Origin of the sequence: Flammeovirga yaeyamensis, assembly GCF_018736045.1 — a bacterium.
GTDB classification, from domain to species: Bacteria; Bacteroidota; Bacteroidia; order Cytophagales; family Flammeovirgaceae; genus Flammeovirga; species Flammeovirga yaeyamensis.
The window spans coordinates 1,431,217-1,449,231 of the sequence record NZ_CP076132.1 but is presented as its reverse complement, the minus strand read 5'-3'; the positions used below and the strand labels follow the sequence as shown (position 1 = coordinate 1,449,231).

General features: G+C 32.9%; 17 protein-coding genes and 1 pseudogene. 13 read left to right on the top strand and 5 right to left on the bottom strand.

The window, feature by feature from the left end; translation table 11 throughout:
* The first annotated feature begins 81 nt into the window (after positions 1-81).
* The 5 genes from KMW28_RS28650 to KMW28_RS05560 all read left to right on the top strand — a co-directional run bounded on the left by KMW28_RS28650 (position 82) and on the right by KMW28_RS05560 (position 6,005).
* Positions 82-195: a tyrosine-type recombinase/integrase gene (locus KMW28_RS28650; protein WP_317171243.1), complete on the top strand. Its 114-nt coding sequence runs from the start codon at positions 82-84 to the stop codon at positions 193-195.
* Between the two features lie 306 nt (positions 196-501).
* Positions 502-2,904, top strand: a complete 2,403-nt coding sequence (locus tag KMW28_RS05575) for a coiled-coil domain-containing protein (RefSeq protein WP_169664242.1) — start codon at positions 502-504, stop codon at positions 2,902-2,904.
* A 330-nt stretch (positions 2,905-3,234) separates the two neighbouring features.
* The gene (locus tag KMW28_RS05570; RefSeq protein ID WP_169664243.1) at positions 3,235-4,512 is read left to right on the top strand and encodes a hypothetical protein; all 1,278 of its coding nucleotides are present in this window, start codon (positions 3,235-3,237) and stop codon (positions 4,510-4,512) included.
* A gap of 15 nt (positions 4,513-4,527) precedes the next feature.
* A complete protein-coding gene (locus KMW28_RS05565; protein ID WP_169664244.1) occupies positions 4,528-5,184 on the top strand; it encodes an SH3 domain-containing C40 family peptidase in 657 nt (218 codons plus the stop codon).
* Between the two features lie 224 nt (positions 5,185-5,408).
* On the top strand, positions 5,409-6,005 hold the full coding sequence (locus KMW28_RS05560; protein ID WP_169664245.1) for a DUF6434 domain-containing protein: 597 nt from the start codon (positions 5,409-5,411) through the stop codon (positions 6,003-6,005).
* 288 nt (positions 6,006-6,293) lie between these two features.
* Here the strand turns inward: KMW28_RS05560 and KMW28_RS28485 are convergent.
* Together KMW28_RS28485 and KMW28_RS05545 are read right to left on the bottom strand one after the other, a co-directional pair.
* Positions 6,294-7,442, bottom strand: a pseudogene (locus tag KMW28_RS28485) (IS91 family transposase).
* Positions 7,426-8,259 carry a tyrosine-type recombinase/integrase gene (locus KMW28_RS05545; protein ID WP_183363906.1) on the bottom strand — a complete coding sequence of 278 codons (834 nt, stop codon included), beginning with the start codon at positions 8,257-8,259 and terminating at the stop codon, positions 7,426-7,428. The pseudogene KMW28_RS28485 and the gene KMW28_RS05545 overlap by 17 nt, the downstream one beginning before the upstream one ends.
* Before the next feature lie 214 nt (positions 8,260-8,473).
* On the opposite strand from KMW28_RS05545, the gene KMW28_RS05540 reads away from it, so the two are divergent.
* The 7 genes from KMW28_RS05540 to KMW28_RS05510 all read left to right on the top strand — a co-directional run bounded on the left by KMW28_RS05540 (position 8,474) and on the right by KMW28_RS05510 (position 14,517).
* A complete protein-coding gene (locus tag KMW28_RS05540; RefSeq protein ID WP_169664495.1) occupies positions 8,474-9,019 on the top strand; it encodes a DUF6985 domain-containing protein in 546 nt (181 codons plus the stop codon).
* A gap of 85 nt (positions 9,020-9,104) precedes the next feature.
* Complete coding sequence (locus tag KMW28_RS05535) at positions 9,105-10,310, top strand: HEPN domain-containing protein (protein WP_169664494.1); 1,206 nt, start codon at positions 9,105-9,107, stop codon at positions 10,308-10,310.
* Positions 10,311-10,402: 92 nt separating this feature from the next.
* Positions 10,403-10,792 carry a hypothetical protein gene (locus tag KMW28_RS05530; RefSeq protein WP_169664493.1) on the top strand — a complete coding sequence of 130 codons (390 nt, stop codon included), beginning with the start codon at positions 10,403-10,405 and terminating at the stop codon, positions 10,790-10,792.
* A 236-nt stretch (positions 10,793-11,028) separates the two neighbouring features.
* Positions 11,029-11,463, top strand: coding sequence for a hypothetical protein (locus KMW28_RS05525; protein ID WP_169664492.1), 435 nt, complete (start codon positions 11,029-11,031; stop codon positions 11,461-11,463).
* Between the two features lie 124 nt (positions 11,464-11,587).
* Positions 11,588-12,040 carry a hypothetical protein gene (locus KMW28_RS05520; protein ID WP_169664491.1) on the top strand — a complete coding sequence of 151 codons (453 nt, stop codon included), beginning with the start codon at positions 11,588-11,590 and terminating at the stop codon, positions 12,038-12,040.
* A gap of 42 nt (positions 12,041-12,082) precedes the next feature.
* Positions 12,083-12,229 carry a hypothetical protein gene (locus tag KMW28_RS05515; RefSeq protein ID WP_169664490.1) on the top strand — a complete coding sequence of 49 codons (147 nt, stop codon included), beginning with the start codon at positions 12,083-12,085 and terminating at the stop codon, positions 12,227-12,229.
* Positions 12,230-12,447: 218 nt separating this feature from the next.
* Positions 12,448-14,517, top strand: a complete 2,070-nt coding sequence (locus tag KMW28_RS05510; RefSeq protein ID WP_169664489.1) for a glycoside hydrolase — start codon at positions 12,448-12,450, stop codon at positions 14,515-14,517.
* A gap of 221 nt (positions 14,518-14,738) precedes the next feature.
* Here the strand turns inward: KMW28_RS05510 and KMW28_RS05505 are convergent, their stop codons facing one another.
* Positions 14,739-15,479, bottom strand: coding sequence for a DNA-binding protein (locus KMW28_RS05505; protein WP_169664488.1), 741 nt, complete (start codon positions 15,477-15,479; stop codon positions 14,739-14,741).
* A 161-nt stretch (positions 15,480-15,640) separates the two neighbouring features.
* Between KMW28_RS05505 and KMW28_RS05500 the strand changes: the two genes are divergently transcribed.
* The gene (locus KMW28_RS05500; RefSeq protein WP_169664487.1) at positions 15,641-16,162 is read left to right on the top strand and encodes a DinB family protein; all 522 of its coding nucleotides are present in this window, start codon (positions 15,641-15,643) and stop codon (positions 16,160-16,162) included.
* A 7-nt stretch (positions 16,163-16,169) separates the two neighbouring features.
* On the opposite strand, the gene KMW28_RS05495 is transcribed toward KMW28_RS05500, so the two are convergent.
* Complete coding sequence (locus KMW28_RS05495) at positions 16,170-16,583, bottom strand: response regulator (protein WP_084005836.1); 414 nt, start codon at positions 16,581-16,583, stop codon at positions 16,170-16,172.
* Positions 16,580-17,728 (bottom strand): sensor histidine kinase, encoded by a 1,149-nt coding sequence (locus tag KMW28_RS05490; protein ID WP_169664486.1) that lies wholly within the window; start codon positions 17,726-17,728, stop codon positions 16,580-16,582. Before KMW28_RS05490 ends, KMW28_RS05495 begins: the two co-directional genes overlap by 4 nt.
* Positions 17,729-18,015: the final 287 nt, after the last annotated feature.

The window sequence follows — 18,015 nt, the reverse complement described above, 5'->3', positions numbered from 1 at the left end:
CTCAATTCATTACACTTTTAAGAGCAAAATATAGTAAAACGGCTATTGGTAAAATAATAAAAAAGATATGTTTTAAAAATTATGTGCCGAAAGAAGGTAACTGTACATACTTTACAACATAGTTTTGCTACTCACCTTTTAGAAGTTGGAGTAGGTTTAAGATATATACAATTATTATTAGAACATACCTCCTAATAAACACTCAGATTTATACTTATATGATTACCAATATAGTAAGTAATTTCAAAAGTCCATTAGATAATTTGTAATATAAATTAGAATAATAAATTTAAATGTTTGTTAATTTACAATTGTTTAGTAAATTGAAGGCGTAATTTTTTACTAATGGATATATGCCATATGGAGTATATTTGGAAAATTTGGGTGGATAAACGCCATTGCGTTTATCCAATGTTACAAATAATTTAAAAATAGACTTCGTATACAGTATTGTTAGATATCTGTACCAAACAATAAAAATCATTTAAAAAAGACTGTCAAATGAATTCACTACCATATTCAAATCTTCAAGGGGCATTCCGTTCTTATAATCTAAGGATACAGCTTAGCAAAAATTTCAATGAGAAACAGTTATTACGCTTTTCTGAAGAACGAAGATTCGATCAATTAGAAAATGAAATCCAAATATTAGAGAAGGCTATTTTTTTAATTGAAGAACATGAACTGGAAGTAGAAGGAATTAATGATGATTATGAGCTAGATGTTAGTCGGTTAAAGCAACGCCTAGCTGATGAAGAAGCTTCTGCCATTTCAAGAAAAGCCGCTGCGGATGCTCAAGCCGCAAAAAAGAAAAGGGATGCTCAAGAACGTAGTAGAAGGGCCTTAGAACAGAAAAAAGAAGATGCTCAAAAACGGATACGTGCAAAAGAAAAAAAAAGAAAAGAAGCTGAAAAAAAACGCTGGATAATAATTAGAACTCCATTTGGTACAATAAAAGAAAAAAAACCTTTTTTTATCAGACTTTTTGAACAGCTCACTAAAGAATTAAATGAACTAAATAGGAATATCGGTCGTGAACTTACAACATTTAAAAAGAATATTGATAACGAACTAACTAAAGCTAAACAGAACGTTGATCGTGAACTTACAGATACAAAAAAGAACATTGATCGCGAACTAACTACTGCCAAGCAGAATGTTGATCGTGAACTGACCGAGAGGAAAGCTGATATAGATCGTGAACTGACCACTGCAAAAGCTAATTTAGACAGAGAACTATCTGCTTTAAAGGTCAACATTGATCGTGAGTTAACAATCACAAAGACAAACTTAGATCGTGAACTGACAACAGCTAAGGAAAATTTAGACCGTGAATTAACAACCGCTCGCGAAAATGCTGAGAGAGAAGTTGAAGAAACATTCGAAAAATTAAAGTCTGTAATTGAGACATATAGTGAACCCAAAAACCTTCTAAGGTTAGCAATAGTATATGCAGCCTCTGTTTATGGTGGCCCTATGGGGGCTGCATTCGCAAATAGTATTTTGGATAAGCTAGAAAATCCCAATATGAGTGAAGAAGATTTGTTAAGATCTTTTTGTGTAGGTGCGGTAGCCAGTTATGCGGGTCAAAACGCCAGTTCTCTGGGAGTTTCACAATCTGTAGCAAGAAGTATTGGTCAGGATGTTGGAGAGGTAGTTTTTAAGGGGAAAGTATTTAGTGCAGAGGAATTTGTAACTGGTATTGCAACTAACTCTATTGAAGTATCTGATGTTTTAGAAGTTGATAATCCCGTAGTGCATTCTGCACTAGTATCCGCAAAAAATGTCGCAGTATCACAGATGGTTGCTGGTGAAGCTATAAATCTTGAAGAAATTGGTGATGCCTTTATTGAAGGAGCAGCTAAATCGATGGTAGATCAAGTCGTAGAATCTGTAGTTGACTCTGTAATTGAAGAAGCAGAATCAATTGTTATGAAGTTAAAAAATCACATTGATCCTATAGAAAAACTTATAAATGACTCTTTAGATTCTCTTCCTGTTGAACAAATAAATAAGATTAAAGATGATTTAGAAGAATTAAAGAATGCCATAAATGAGCAAGCAGCGCAACTATCATTTTCTAAAAGTTATAATCAACTACTTCCTGAACAACTCATTTCAATTGAGTTTATGAATGCCATTGACGATGCCGCAGTTTCATTATCGAAAAATGCTGACTGGGCAGACTCAGAATTAGCTCGACTAGTTGAAACTGAATCGAGTAGGTCTCCTGCGGCAATAGTTCCTGTGATAAATATTGGTATCAGAGCATTATCTGCTGGTTTAGCTGCATATGACGCTTATAATAAATATGAATTAGCTAAAGAAATTAGTGATGAGCTAGAAGAAGGCGCTACCATAGGTGAGGTCATTAGGTCGAGGCAAGATGAAATTATTATCGAGGTGGCAACCACTGTCGGTGTAGCTACCTTATTGAAGGGTGCAATCAAGACTTCTAATATCGTCAAAGCTAACATGAGTATGATTGATGACGGCTTCAAAATAAACAATCCTTATCCTAAAGGTGTAGATCTTAAGGCCCCAGATAACCATCCGCTTGCTAAATACCCATATGATGATCGTGTGATCAATTCGAAAGACCCCCAACATGACTTTCCATTTTATATTGATCAATTCGTAGAGGAAAATAAGAAGTTCATACGTAAGGATAAGCATGGAATTGAACATAATGTTTGGTATGTGCGAGGAAGTGCTAAAACTGGCAATTGGAGGACTTATAATGAAGGCAACCCACTTCGAGAAGAGTTTAAGGAAGGTATTTATGAATTTATGATAAATAAGAAAAATGGTACTTTACATCATCGACAATTCAAGAGCTTTAAACGATTGCCTGAGGAGGAGCGTATTCAGCTTAGAAGCTTAGGAGAGGATATTCCTCAGTAGCCCTTTTATTACTCTTAAGAGTTCTATTTTGATGATACTAAATGAGTTCTTTATATGAGAAAGTAGTTGGTTAATTAAGCTTCTAGGAATATTTAGTTCAGATTTACCAATAATAACTAAAAACTATTTGTAACAATGTATAAAAATAATAGCCGATATAGTAGTAGTTTCAAAGGCTGTGGTCAACTCAACCTTTGTTATAATTTGACATGAAAGTGTCATGTAGTCGGCTACTATTCTTATACTAATCGTTAGCGCAAATTAATGACGACCATCGTACAAAAAGAGAATCATTGTAACTTGTATCAATAATCTAAAACTGACTGTAACATGGATAAGAAATTATTATTTCAAATTGGACTTCCAGTTATTCTTCTGATTTTAATTGTAGGAATTATTATTAATCATAAAAATGATAGTTATAAGGAAGAATTATCTTATAAAGAATATGAAAAATCAAGTAGAGATTCTTATTTATCCTTTAAAACCAATATTCTAAATGAATTAAAAGGAGAAGTAAATTTAAAAGAAGAAGATAGTTGGCAACAAGATTACAACTCTCATTTAAATATGACTGCTAGTCAATTTGAAGGGCCTCAGGTTCATATTGATAAATTCGTTTATTATGGTGACGAATATTATCAAGATTCAGTTTTTGAAAAACCACATGAATATAAGCAATTTAGTTCCCCATTTACTGTTTCGAGTTTGGTTTTTGACCCAGATGAGCGAACCTCTGGGAAACCAGATATACGAGTTACAGTTGTACAACCTAAACCTTATGAGGAATCAAGGAGTGAAATTTTAACAAAATTTTTAAAACGCTTTGATGGTGGAGAAAAGAACATTTCACCATATAGAACATATTTTAAAGAAGTTTACTCAATTCGAGATTCTACTATAATTATAGAGAATATAAAAATGGATTTGTGGTTGACAAAATTTTCGGTTACAGTTGAGACTGAAAGTTGGACGCATAATAGAGAGGATGAAGACGATAACAAAAGAGAAATTGCAAATCAAAGACATAAACCATTTAATATATTTTTAGAAATAATACCTAATGTTTCTCCATGGTATGTAAATACTGGTAATGCATTCGACAAAAAAGCTGATATGGCTGTAGGTGCAATATACTGTGAAGGGATTACAAAAAAGCCCAAGGATAACTGGAATATTGGTGTTACTCCTAAATCTATTGGTACAGACCTTCCACTAATTCAGCAGAGCTACTATAATAATCTTAATAATCCTAATAAATTATTTAATGAAAAGGAAGGAAATAAAACTGTTTGGAATAAATCTCTATTTGCTGTAATCTCTGTTCAAAATATTGGGTCATACAGGAAATTAACATCAAAAGGTGATGAGCAAGTTACATTTGATTTTATAATGCCGTTATTGGTAAGGGGTAGTTGGGATATTCAAATACCTTCATCTATAATTCCCGAATATGAACCAACTCCACCATATAGAAGGAGTCTATCTAATATTTTATTACCTAAATGGGGTTTAGGTATTTTTGGACAGAGTGTATCATTGATACTCTTTCTTATAATAATTCTATGCGTTGGTTACATTGTTTTGAAAGTTATGAAACCTTTTTAATTTAAACTCAAAGATATGAAACAATTTATTGTAAAAGCAAAAGCGTTAAATATTCGGAAAATGCCAACTGTTAATTCAGACTCAATCGGATATTTATCTATGGGCGATGTAATTGATGTCCATAAATTTTCTGGTGATGGAAAATGGGTGGGATTTATAAGAGTTACAGGAAATGAGAAACAGAAAGGATGGGCTTCATTGAAATTTTTATATTCATTAGAAAATGATAATTTAATTAGACCAGATGATTTTCCTTGGACAGAATTAGCAATTAGGGAAATGGGGACACGTGAGTATTACGGCAATGCCGATAATCCCCGAATTGTTCAATACCTAATGAGTACAGAAAATATCAATTATCATGCAAGGTCTAATGATGAAACAGCGTGGTGTTCTGCATTTGTAAATTGGTGTATGGAAACATGTGGTTTTGAAGGTACTAATACTGCATGGGCTAGACATTGGTTAAATTGGGGGGAACCTATATCACATCCAGTACGTGGGTGTGTTACTGTATTTAAAAGAGGCTCTGGAGGTCATGTTGGATTCTTTATTAAAGAAACAGAAACTTCGATTTTTGTACTAGGTGGAAATCAAGATGATGAAGTAAATATTAAAGAATATAATAAAGACAGATTACTAGGTTATAGGTTAATTAAAATACCTGGATAAATAACTTGCGCTAACAATGTATAAAAAACATAAGTAGCTCAGTAGTTTACGGAGCTTTAGAGCATTAAATCAGCTCCGCCAAATCTGCGATTTGGCGGGTTGTTTTAAAAAGTTAATTTTGTGTTAAAACGCAAATTTGGCTCAGTGCAACTTGACAGGTAAAAGTTTTGAAATCACTTGCGTTTCTTATACTAACCGTTGTGCCTCATAAACCAAGATCATAAATGGACAAAAGACCAATTCTTAATAAAGATATCTCGATAAATGATTTTCAAGAGTTTTATTGGCTAAAAGAGGAGTTGGTAGAGTTTTGTAGAAGTGAAGGGCTATTGACAACAGGAGGGAAAATAGAGATAAGTGGAAGAATTGAGAAGTATATAAAAACGGGAGAAAAGCACTTAAAGTCATCTCCAAATAAGGTTAAGGTTGAATCCAAATTTGATTGGAATAATGAAAAATTAACTCTTGAAACGAAGATTACTGACAATTATAAAAACACTGAAAACGTCCGAGAATTTTTCAAAAATGAAATTGGGAGTCAATTTAAGTTCAATGTTCGATTTATGAATTGGATGAAGTCAAATACAGGTAAGACACTTGCAGACTCAATTTCAGAATGGAAGAAAATAAAAACTGTAAGTATGTCGAATCAAAAAGCTAAAGAGATAGCTCCACAATTTGAATACAATAAATATTTAAGAGATTTTTTAGCAGATAATCCAACGTTAAATAGAGACTTAGGGATAAAGTTGTGGAAGCTTAAAAAGACAATGAGAGGAAGTAATAAATATGAACGAGAAGATCTAGAATTTTTAAAATAAAAAACGAGGCACAATAATTAGGGCTTAGTTTGGTCTGAAAGACCTAAAATTAAGCCCTAGTTGAACAAAGGCGGTGGGTTACACATCGATATCTGTATGGAACTTAGGGTAGACTTTTCATTAATATGGAAGGTCTTTTTTATGATTTATTTTTCAGCCATTCTTAAAACCGTCTTCTCCTTATTATTTTAATCAAATATTCTCACTCAAAAGTACTTGATTTTGGAAAGTAAAGAGCGTAGAAACCTAGGCTTACTTTCATAAGCTAAAAATGGGAGAAAAATGGAGTTAATTTATTATGGCTGCATTTAGATTTTCCTTTTTTGGAGGAGCTCTTTGTGAAGCAAAACGCGGCATGATCACCATAGTTCTTTCCTTACAGCAAGGGCAGACTTTTGGGTCATACCCAAGTTTTTCTGCTGATATTTTAACCCAATCCCATTCCTTGATTTTCGGAGGTTTCTGTCCAATAGATATTCTGATTTGAGCAACTTTCTTTTTCTTTATAGCTCCATTGTAAAACCCAAAATGACGTATTCTTCTAAAACCTTTTGGTAGAAGATGCCTGACATATCTCTGTAAAAACTCTACATCCGAGAGCGTCATTTCTTTTTTCTTACCGCCTTGTCTATAATCTTTGTAAGAGAAAGTGACTTTACCATCTGAATAGTCCAATAATCTGTGGTTTGAGATAGCTGTTTTATGTGTATATCTACCCAGTTATTGTATGATTTGTTTAGCTCCTCCAAAAGGTCTTTTAGCATACACCACCCATTCATTTTCAAAACAGTTTCTAGCTACCTCTCCTTCAAGAATAGTTCTCAGAAGCTCATTTTTTCTTATCCCTTGAATGAGTTTCGCCCGGAACATTTTGGCTAAACCTTTAGCAGGAAATAAGTATTTACCTGTTTTATCAGAACATTTCCAATGTTTACCGTTACAAAGAGCACCTCCAGGAATAATGCAATGCAGATGAGGATGCAAAGTAAGGTTTTGTCCCCAAGTATGAAGTACAGTAATCATCCCCATTTCTCCTTGTAGAGACACTCTTCCAAAAGTTTTAATGTTTTCCCAAGCAGCAAAGAAAAGTAAATCATACATCTCCTTAGGATATTTTAGAAACAAGAAGTTTAGATGATGCGGAACTGTAAAAACAGTATGAAAATAGGGAACATCAAGGACTTCCTCTTCTCTTTTTAAAATCCATTTTTCTCTGTATGTAGCCTGACATTTAGGACAGTTTCTATTTCTACAGCTGTTATATGAAATACGAACCTCTTTACATTTTTCACAATGATCGATATGTCGTCCAAGCTTTGCTGTTCTACATATAGTCATTGCGTGTAAATCATACTTTTGCCTTGCTAAAAATTGAGTGGATTCCCTCCAAAACTGCTGCTGATTTAGAATCTGGGCGATCTCAATTTTTGGTTGCATAGATCTTATCGAATGGAGAAAATGAATTGGATTTTTTAACTGTGGCGAGATTGAGGTAAAGCATGGTTGTTTGTAGAGCTTCGTGTCCCAACAGCTCTTTTAAAGTAAAAGGATCCATTCCCATTTCAATACAATGAGTAGCATAGGTATGTCTTAAAGTATGAATTGTAACTCTCTTCTTGATGTTCGTTTTCTTTAATGTTTCTCTAAATAATGATCCGATGGAATTTGTAGCCATGTGTTTATTTGTGTCATATCCTTCAAATAGCCATAATTTCGGCCTTATATGTTTTAGATATTTTTCCAATCCAACTTTCATAGTTTTGGAGAGTGGAACAATTCTATTCTTACTGTATTTTGTGTCGCGTATGTAAATTGTCATACGATCAAAATCAATATCAGATACTTTAAGTCGAGCGACTTCTCTAATTCTGAGTCCAGCCGAATAGGTTAAAGCAAATAACACACGGTGTTTTAAGTGTTTGGGTGTTTTAAATATGATTTTACATTCTTCCACAGATAGAATATCAGGTATGGTAGCATTTGTTTTCAATGAAGGTAATTGTATGGCTCGATCGTCTCTATCACTTAATCTGAAGACATACCTCAAGGCATAGACATAATGCTTGAAGATGGTGTAAGAAGTGTTTTGTTTTTCTTTGAGAAGTAGCAGATAATCATTAATTTGATCGTCGGAAAGTTCAAGTGGAATCTTTTTAAAGTACAATGAGATACTAGCGATAGTACGGATGTAGTTTTTAAAAGTAGAAGAAGATTTTCCACTGAGTGTCATGTTTTGATACACTTGATCAAACATGTTTTTAAAACCAGGAACAACACGTTTCGCTTTTTCGACTATTGTCTCTTTTTTTCATCTTAGTAAACTATTAATTACAAAATCAATTAAGATATAAAGGTAAGAGATTGTGGGCTTTAGCTAGCGAAGCTTTTGTTCAACATCAACTAAACTCCAATCACGGTTGACGCAACCGCTCACGAGTTTAGTAATCACGTAGGCATAACAAAAGAGCATGGAAAAATATTGGAAACATAGTAATTGGGGGAAATTCAAATATGAAGAGGAAACATTAATAGGAGAAATACCTCTTCCAGAGTTTAATATTTTCAATCTTGAGAATTTAGCCCCAGAAAATGGGAAATACGAACTAACCCTGCAAGTTGAACCCAAGAAGTTTTCTCCTAAAATTAGTCATATTCAAATTATTGAAAACCTTATCAAGAACCAAAAAGAAATAGTCTCAAAAATACCTACTGCACTCTGGAATGATTTTAATGGTATAGGTCCTGATTCAGGAATGTGGTGGAACGGAGACATAGAAGAAGTTTTGGAAGGTATGGAAGAAAAAGAGCTAAGTAAAGAAAGTGATATTAATTCTCTTTTATCTTTATCAGGAATATGGATACATGAAGAGTTTACTAATTTTGAGACTCCTCTTATTGAACTGGCTTTTCATGCTTCTTTTGAAGAAGAACACGGTGTAGGTATTCTTACTGACTCCAATACAATAATTGGAGCTGGCTATATAATGGATGTAAGCCCCTATGAAAATGCCTAACAATAGCTAATCTCAATCCATCGGTCGACACTCCAGCTGGTCGTAGTTTAGCCATTACGTTCTCAGCAATTAATAAAAATGACTAATGAATTTTTTACTAACTGAACATATATATCCAATAAAAGAAAAAATTATACTTTCAACTAAGTATAGTTTCTGTCTAGATAATCCAAGGAGTAAAGAAGAAATTGAATTAATTACAAATTATATCATTAAGTCTTATGATTTCAGTTTAGACTCAGAATATCATATAGGTGGACCAAGAGTTCCAATATATAACGATGGAAAATCCCCTGATATAGTAACTCTTGAATCATCTATTTCCGAATTCTTTAAAAATTATGGTGATGTAGATAATTATGTTTTTGAATTTTCCAAAACTCAGAAATCTTCTAATCCTCTTGAATTAATGGCAAGAATGTGGATTATCGCGAGATTTGATGACGAGGGAGAGAGTGAAAAACTGCATCAGTATAATGAAAAGATCAAAATGGATTATCCAGAAGAAAAATATTTCATGATTATTGATAATAAAAATCCTTCAATTAGGAATTCAAAAGTTCTTTTAGATTATTCTTATTTATTGACTTTTTTATATCATTCTGATAAAGAAAATTTTGCAAATCAGTCTTTTATTGTACAAAAAGATTACGATGATTTAAGGCATGCAAAAATTGATACAATGGTAAATAATTGTATCATGATGTTCACTTATAAGTCTTTTTCAAATATTTGTCACCATGAATCAGATAAATGGAGAAGCTTCTACCATATTAGAAATAAAATAATAGAAGTTTCACATCATTTAGAAACTTTGCTAAATGATGGTTTGGAGGATAAGCTCCTTTATATTGCAGACCTAATGAGGGTAGTTGGAGAAGACATGAATGATCAACGACAAATATTGGTTACGTTAACAGGAATAATGGAATTACTTCTTACACACAATCCAAATTATAACAGATTTAATGTTGAGGATTCTATAAGCAAACAGTTTAAGTTAAAGGCAAGTATTTTAATCTACCTCAATGATAAGTCTCAAAATATTAATGACATAAAACAAAGGCTAGGAGAGATTTACTCACAAAGGTCTAATATCGCTCATGGTAATTTTAAGACTCTAAAAAAGTATATAGATAAGGAACTTAAGATCTTGTTAAAAACTGATCCAGAAGCTGAAGATAGTTATGTAATTGAATATTTAAATAGGGATCTACGTGTTTATTTAAGAGCGGTATTGGAAGAATTAATAAAGGATCAATCTTTAGTAAAATTCATAAAAGAAAATTAATAAAAAGCTGAGAACAATTGCTAATTTCCATCTACTGGGTGACTCACGTGCTGGTTGTAGTTTAGCCATTACGTTACCATACACTGAAGAATATGAAACGAATTTTTAGACTTTTAATATCAATTATCTTTCTGACATCTTGTTCAGAGAATTTTAACATTAAAAATCCTGCAGAATTCAATAAAAATATTGAAACAAGAACTGACATTGCAACCGCGAAACAATTAATTGAAATCTATTACAACTATCCTCATAATGAAGGCAAGCCTAAGCTTGAAATAGTAAGTAAAGAATTAGGTAAAGGATTAACAGAAGTTACTCTAATTCATGATGGACAAGAAGATGACTCGCAAAGAGCAACAAAAATTGTGATGACAGCTGAACTGACAGGCAAAAAATGGACAGTTCATGAAATCAAAACAAATAGAAAATGTTGGGAAGGACGTGGACATACTGATTGGGGAACCGAATGGTGCAATTAACAAATGAAGAGACAAAGTAAAATATTATTGATTTGGATAATTGGCAACCTAATATTGGTTGGTAAGTACTTTTGGGACAAACTAAGTATCCAATGTGAACCTTGCTTATCAGGTACCTTTGTTCGCCATGTCAGACGGTTTATATGTTCAAGATTTGGGGTTATCACTTTCTATTGCCCTACTTGCCATATACAAATCGTTGGGCATTATTAAATAAAAAAGTGATTTGACACAAAATGGAAATAGAAAAAACACAATTTGAACTTGCTGAATACGGGATTTTAAAGCTAGAAAAGAATCAAAACGGATTTGAATGGTTCGGACATGTCAATATTCCAATTTCTAAAACCCCGCTTGATTTAACTATTGAAGTGAAAAATCAGAATGTACCTTCAAATGAACAAATTGGGCTAATTGAAGAATTTGGAACAAGATGGCAAACCACTAGTCTAAAATTATTTGAATACATGGAAGAGTGTTTTCGCAATTCTAAATGGGAAACAGACAAAAATGAATTACAGAAAATGTATTTCTTGTCTGCTATTGGCTTAAAAAGAAATAATTCGGAATGGGAAATTGTATTGGAACCAGAATTTGATGTTACTTCAATTTTTAACTTCTTGCTAAGATTCACTTTGAAGAATAACGAAATAATATGGAGTAATTTATAATTGAAAACGATACCCAACAAATAGCTAACATCCATCCATCGGTCACTCCCTTGCTGATTGTAGTTTAGCATATATGTTAAACAAAATTCAAATATCAAACACTCCCCCTAATTGATTAAAAACAATGAACAAAACCAAAATACAACTACTCTTAATAGTAACAACAATCCTCACCCTTTCAAGCTGTAATGATTGTATAAACGATGATTGCCCAGCTAATGCAAGATTTCTATTTGAAGTACAAGATGCAGAAGGCAATCCATTTTTTGAAGAAACAGAATATGATCAACCTTTTGAATCAGATGAAATTCGAATTATTGGTTTCAATAATAAAGGAGACGAACAAGAGTTTGAATTAAGACAAGATGGATCAACTTTACGATTTAATTTATCGACCTCTTATAACCACTATTTAATAAAATATAAGTCAGCAAAAGATGATACTCTGAACTTCAATACTGAAATATACAACGATGATTGTTGTTCGAATATCCCTACTAAATATCATGTAGGGGTGAATTCAAATGGTAGCTTAGTGTCAAGCTTGGTTGATTCAACATTTATTTTCATCAAGTAATCAGCAACCATTTCCCAAGCGAATTGTAAAGAATCATTGAAGATGGACAAACCTGTTTGGCCTGCTTCGGGCTTGGCCATCATCACTACAATATTAGTAATGGTTGGAATAGACAGTAAGGCAAAAGCTAGAATTAAAACTTACCATGAAAAACTACTTATTGAAGCTAAAAAAGTTTCTTCTCAGTAAAGAGATCGAAGAAGTAGTTTAAAGTCCCAAATATGTCATTTCCCTTTGATATCGCCCTTTATAGGTCAAAAAAGGATTCATAACAATATTTTTAATATTTAAAACAACATCGATTTCCTCCCCTCCATCTAATTTTACTAGAGTTAAATAATTCCAGCACGGTCATGATAAAAAAAGAAAATACGCTCTTTTATCATCGCCTATATTGAACTCTTATTATGATGAAAAGAAATGAAACTTTCATGCGTTCAATGATGGTCCTACTACTCACATTAGGTTCATTTTTAACGCAAGCACTTCCTCTTGATGATGCTAAACAAACGGTTATCGAAAACAAGCAAATTAAAGTCACTGTAAATAACAAAACAGGTTCCTTTACTGTATTAGAAAAAGCATCCAATCACCTTTGGAAGGACGATCCTTGGATACAAACTGCGGGTCTTCTTACCATTAAAAATAAAGGGAAAATTGAAAACTTGAATATTTCATCAAGTAAAAAGATCGAAGTTAAAAAAGAGGGAAATAATAAGGTTATCATCTCTTTTAATAATCCTTCTTTTGATGACGGTAAAGTAGCCGACGGAATCATCATTCAAACAGAATTAAGATTAGCGGATACTGATGCTTCATTAGAAGTAGAAGTCTTATCCATTGAAAAAGGAGAGCACAACATTACCGAACTAAGATATCCTGCTAGAGCATTCAGCTTAGAAACTGATGTTGATAAAGGTGCTGCAGTCATCCCTCAGAAACAAGGAGTCATTTGTCCGTCTTACATTTCTCCAATGAACGGTGGTTCTTTTTGTATGTGGGACGATGCTACTTATTATAAAAAGACAAGCGGAAAATTACCATTGTTTAATAATGGAATTGGTCTAACCATGCCTTGGTGGGGAACACACACAGAAAAAACAGCTGTAATAGGTATTGTAGATGTATCGGCAAGACCAGATATGTTCTTTAACATCAATAATAACGGACAATATTTATTCAACAGCAAAGGTGTAATGTCTCCTTATAAAAGAATTGCTTTCTTAGATCCAGTTTGGAAAGTCAACAGAGAAAATGAGCGTAAATTAATCCGTTATGAATTTATCCCTAAAGGGACTCATGTGGATATGGCAAAGGCTTACAGAAAGCAAGCGATCAAAGACGGTTACTTTGTTTCTTTAAAAGAGAAAGCGGAAAGAGATCCTAACGTAAATAAACTACAAGGTGCTATCTATATGGGGGTTTATGGCGGTTACCCTCATTATGTAGAAATGCCAGGAATGGCTTTTACATTTAAAGAATTACAAGATATTATTTCGACTACTCACGATGAATTAGGAGTGGATAATGCTTTCTTCCATGCTTGGGGTGTCTTCTCTAATTTTGTTCCTAATTGTTGGCCTATCAACGAGAATTTAGGAGGAGTAAAAGAGCTGAAAAAAGCAGTAGATCTTACCAAGAAATATGGGTATTTGTATTCTTCTTATCATGCTTATTCTGCCACTTTAGAAAACGATCCTGAGTTTAATACCGATTTATTCGCAAGAGATAATGAAGGGAAATTAAAGAACACAGGTAGCCGTTGGGCCAACATCGATCAGAACAAACAATTGGGATTGGCAAGAAAAAGTTTACACAAGGAAATTGCCGCTTTAGGCTTAGAAGCAGACATTACCGACATCTCTTTTGCCACTTTCCCAGACGAAGACAACACAGGTTTATTCAACCTAGCAAAATACATCGATTCTCTGAACTTGGTCAACGGTACCGAACACGGACAACAACAGTTTATTCCTTACTTCGATATGTTCGAAGGGTTAACGTACCTGCCTAACCCTAATCTAGTTCAATTCTCTCATAGAGCCCCATTATTTAACTTGGTATATCACGATGCTATCGCCATTTTTGGTAAGATTCAAGATCCTGATAACCAAATTTCAATCAATGGCGATTTCAGAGTAAAATCTTTAAGAAACATCCTTTTCGGAATGGGTACAACTATTTTCTTCTCCCCTTATGAGTTTGAAGGGATGAAAGAAATGATCCAAATTGCGAATCAAGTGGTAAGTCCTGTAAACAGAGAGACATTCTTTGCAGAGTTAACCAATCACGAATATTTAAGTGATGATTTCAAAGTACAACGTTCTCAATTCTCATCAGGAACTGAAGTGATAGTGAATATGGGTCCAGTAAAACAAGCCACAAAATCAGGTGATGTAATCCCTGCCTATGGATATAAAGTAACTTTCAGTGATGGTAAAGTTTCGGAAGGAAGCTTTAAACTCACTTTCAATTAATTTTTTGATGCATTTCGATAGATAAACGCTTTTAGTTAACTGACATAATTAGTAGTCGACGATTCATTTTGTTGGCTACTTTTTTCACTTAACATTAAACCAGTGCAATTGAAGCTAATAAAATAAGCCATTAAACTTAGAATAGTTCAATGGCTTAAAATTTCTTATTTATACAAAGTACATAATAACATTGGTTTCTAAAGAGAAATAAAAGTTCAACTTTATATTTTCTTTAATTTCACTGCTTCCTCCACCAAAATATCATACACATAACCCGAACCAAAATTTTTATTCAGGATCACATTTCCTTTAATCGTGACTACCTCCCCTACTTCGAAAGTATCATCGGTTGTTAAGGTAATATCGTACTCTCCATTGCCGATAGTTCCATCTTGAAGGTGTACAAAGTTGGTGTTCATAATCCCGTTGTTTACTTTAACCACCTCTCCTTTAATAATCACTTCTTTATTTTCGAAGTGCTTAGGATTTTCAAAAAGTTCTGCTATTTGGATACCGTTAGCTGCCTTTTCAATTTTACCTACTGTTGGTTTTCCTTGAGGGGCTTGCTTTTTAGCCACTCCTCCCATATTGTTAAGATCTTCTTGAATACCTTCGGCAAAAATGACACTTTCAAATGTCCTATTTAATGTTTTACTTCTGAAATTTTGCATTTCCATTCCACCTTTGTAATAGTAAGTAGCTCCAATATCAACAGGTCTACCTGGAACGGCCATCCAGTATTCTTTATTATTTTCAGTTACTTTGATGTAAACATACCCGCCAGATTCTATCTTTTCATTCACCACAATTTGATGCATATCTTTTCCTAAATTTGCATCGTTAGTTGAAGATTTAGCTTTACTAGAAGATGTGTTCGCTGTATTGTTTGAATTGGTATTCACAGAAGAATCACAACTTGATAATAAGCACAATGCTAAGATAAAACCGATTATATTTTTCATGTATTCTTGATTTATATTTTAAAGTAAAAGTAATAAAATCAATTAGAGAATGATAAGGGTTTTATTTTTTTATGAATTATACTTCACAAGAAGTAGTGAAGATTTTTAGGATAGATTAATTTTTATAAATTACCTCTTCAATTATTTAACTTCGAATTGCTATGAGTAAATCTGATACTAAACAAAACCCCGAATTTCTAGACTATGTATATCAGCTTAATGAAGGAAACAGCCTTGAAGAAGCCCTTCGTTTAAGTTTGGAAGAAATTGATAAAATTGATGTGGATCAATTAAAGAGAATAGGATTAAAAACCTATGAAAAAGACAAATGGACGCTTCATCAAATTATTCAGCATTTGATTGATTGGGAGAGAATTTGGGGCTTCCGAGCGATTATTTTTGCTCGATCAGAAGGCAGCACTCCAGAGGCACACGATCAGGAAATCATGGCGAAGAATTCTAATGCAAATGAAATTCCACTAGAAGTTTTAATAGAAGAACTTCGTATTGTCCGTCAATCAAGTATTCTTTTATTCAAGAGTTTTAATGAGGATATTTTAAAAACCAATTGTAAGTTTTTTGAATACGAAATGCCTTTATTTTCTATAGGATTAACCATAGCAGCCCATCAGATACATCATTTAAATGTGATCCGAGAAAGATATCTCCCTTTAGATAAATAAATGCTTATTAGGTAAACGAATAACCAAAATAATTAGAAAAGAGGTTTTTGATTTTTTCAGGATCAATAACCTTATTTTCTAAACCAGCAACACAATCATATTTTTCGACCTTCATCAAATCTGATGGGTTATTGGAAGTAGTAATGACAATAATTTTGGTTTTATCAAACTTCTTATCAAAACCATTGGCCACATACTTATCTAGAAAATCCCATCCATTTACTTTAGGCATATTTATATCCAAGAGAATTAAATCAGGGACTTTAATCTCTTCAGATGGTTGAGATAAATACGTTAATGCTTTTTCAGCATCATCGTACACTAAGTGATCCTTAATGATGTTCAACCTTTTTATAATGGTTTGATTATAAAAGTTTGTTGCATCATCATCATCAATACTCATAATACAATCCAGCATCATTTTAATTCATTACTTATGGTAAAACAAAATTTGGTTCCATGGGGCGAATTATTTTCTACCCAAATCTGACCTTCGTGTAATTCGGTTACTTTTTTACAGATAGATAAACCAATTCCGGCACCTTCAAACTCTTCTTTTTTATGAAGTCTTTGAAAAACATGAAATACACGGTCAAAATATTCCTCATTTATACCAATACCATTATCATTCACCTCAAAGTACCATTGATTGCCTTTCTGCTCACATTTGATTTCGATGTTTACATCCACATCTTGTCTTCGGTATTTAATGGCATTACTTATTAGATTTTGAAATAAGGTACGTATTTGTGTTTCGTAAACATTAATTGTTGGAAGTTCATCAACTTTTACCTGAGCATTAATTTTCATTATTGCTCCTGCTAAATCATCTAACACATTATTGACGATAGATTGTATATTGGTTTCTTTAACTTCCAATTTTTCTCCAATAATGTTATAATCCAACATCCCTTTTAAGAGAACTTGCATCCTTTCTGTTGCAGAGTTAATATAGTCTATAAACTTGAGAGAATTTTCCATCTCTTCCTTGTTATGAAGTTCCTCCTTCAGTAACATAGAAAAACTCTGAATGGTATTCAGTGGCTCTTTAAGATCATGAGAAGTGATGTAACCCAATTGCTCTAAATCGTAGTTTTTCTGGGCAATCTTTTCCATAGATTCCTCTAATTTCTTAGCATACATTCTACTTTCGGTAATATCATGAACACTACCGATAATCATTTTGCAATTACCGTTCTGGTCAAAGACAGGTGCAATCCTTACCTCTCCTATTTTAAGACCTGTTGGGTAAGGTGTAATTTCCTCCCAACTCACCGTCGATTTAGTTTTTATAGCTGTCTCATAGTGTCCTAAAACGATAGATAAAGAGGGTTCTGGAATTACATTTTTCACATTTTGTCCAATTACTTGCTCTCTTTTTAGACCAGTGGCATTTAAAAAAGTTTTGTTGACAGAGCTAAAAACAAAGTCTTGATTTTCAATTACATTTAAGGCAAAAATAACATCACCAACAGTGTCGTAAATCAGGGAAAGGATTTGATCTTTTTCCTCAATAATTTGATCAAAAGACTCCTCTTTGATGTTAATTGAATTGTTTAAAGGCATACAGAAATAGTTAATTTACGCTTTCGAATATCTATAAAAGAAAGCGTTTGATGTTTAAGATATTTACTAGCGGTAGATATAAGTAGCTGGTTTACATTTCATATCATTCAATTAATGTAATAAATAAAACCTCAATTTGAAACATATAAACACCTCATGTAAGTAATCTAATATTAATTCATCAGAATATGATTTTATATATTTCTTCTTATGTTTTTAAACCAACTGTTTGATATAAGTGACTATGATAGAAGAATCTACTTGTTGCTTTTTAATAAAATCTTCCG

Bases quoted from the DNA above. Each gene is read 5' to 3' on its own strand.
- KMW28_RS28650 (WP_317171243.1), top strand. From the start codon at position 82: ATGTGCCGAAAGAAGGTAACTGTACATACTTTACAACATAGTTTTGCT.
- KMW28_RS05575 (WP_169664242.1), top strand. From the start codon at position 502: ATGAATTCACTACCATATTCAAATCTTCAAGGGGCATTCCGTTCTTAT.
- KMW28_RS05570 (WP_169664243.1), top strand. From the start codon at position 3,235: ATGGATAAGAAATTATTATTTCAAATTGGACTTCCAGTTATTCTTCTG.
- KMW28_RS05565 (WP_169664244.1), top strand. From the start codon at position 4,528: ATGAAACAATTTATTGTAAAAGCAAAAGCGTTAAATATTCGGAAAATG.
- KMW28_RS05560 (WP_169664245.1), top strand. From the start codon at position 5,409: ATGGACAAAAGACCAATTCTTAATAAAGATATCTCGATAAATGATTTT.
- KMW28_RS05545 (WP_183363906.1), bottom strand. From the start codon at position 8,259: ATGTTTGATCAAGTGTATCAAAACATGACACTCAGTGGAAAATCTTCT.
- KMW28_RS05540 (WP_169664495.1), top strand. From the start codon at position 8,474: ATGGAAAAATATTGGAAACATAGTAATTGGGGGAAATTCAAATATGAA.
- KMW28_RS05535 (WP_169664494.1), top strand. From the start codon at position 9,105: ATGAATTTTTTACTAACTGAACATATATATCCAATAAAAGAAAAAATT.
- KMW28_RS05530 (WP_169664493.1), top strand. From the start codon at position 10,403: ATGAAACGAATTTTTAGACTTTTAATATCAATTATCTTTCTGACATCT.
- KMW28_RS05525 (WP_169664492.1), top strand. From the start codon at position 11,029: ATGGAAATAGAAAAAACACAATTTGAACTTGCTGAATACGGGATTTTA.
- KMW28_RS05520 (WP_169664491.1), top strand. From the start codon at position 11,588: ATGAACAAAACCAAAATACAACTACTCTTAATAGTAACAACAATCCTC.
- KMW28_RS05515 (WP_169664490.1), top strand. From the start codon at position 12,083: ATGGACAAACCTGTTTGGCCTGCTTCGGGCTTGGCCATCATCACTACA.
- KMW28_RS05510 (WP_169664489.1), top strand. From the start codon at position 12,448: ATGATGAAAAGAAATGAAACTTTCATGCGTTCAATGATGGTCCTACTA.
- KMW28_RS05505 (WP_169664488.1), bottom strand. From the start codon at position 15,479: ATGAAAAATATAATCGGTTTTATCTTAGCATTGTGCTTATTATCAAGT.
- KMW28_RS05500 (WP_169664487.1), top strand. From the start codon at position 15,641: ATGAGTAAATCTGATACTAAACAAAACCCCGAATTTCTAGACTATGTA.
- KMW28_RS05495 (WP_084005836.1), bottom strand. From the start codon at position 16,583: ATGATGCTGGATTGTATTATGAGTATTGATGATGATGATGCAACAAAC.
- KMW28_RS05490 (WP_169664486.1), bottom strand. From the start codon at position 17,728: ATGCCTTTAAACAATTCAATTAACATCAAAGAGGAGTCTTTTGATCAA.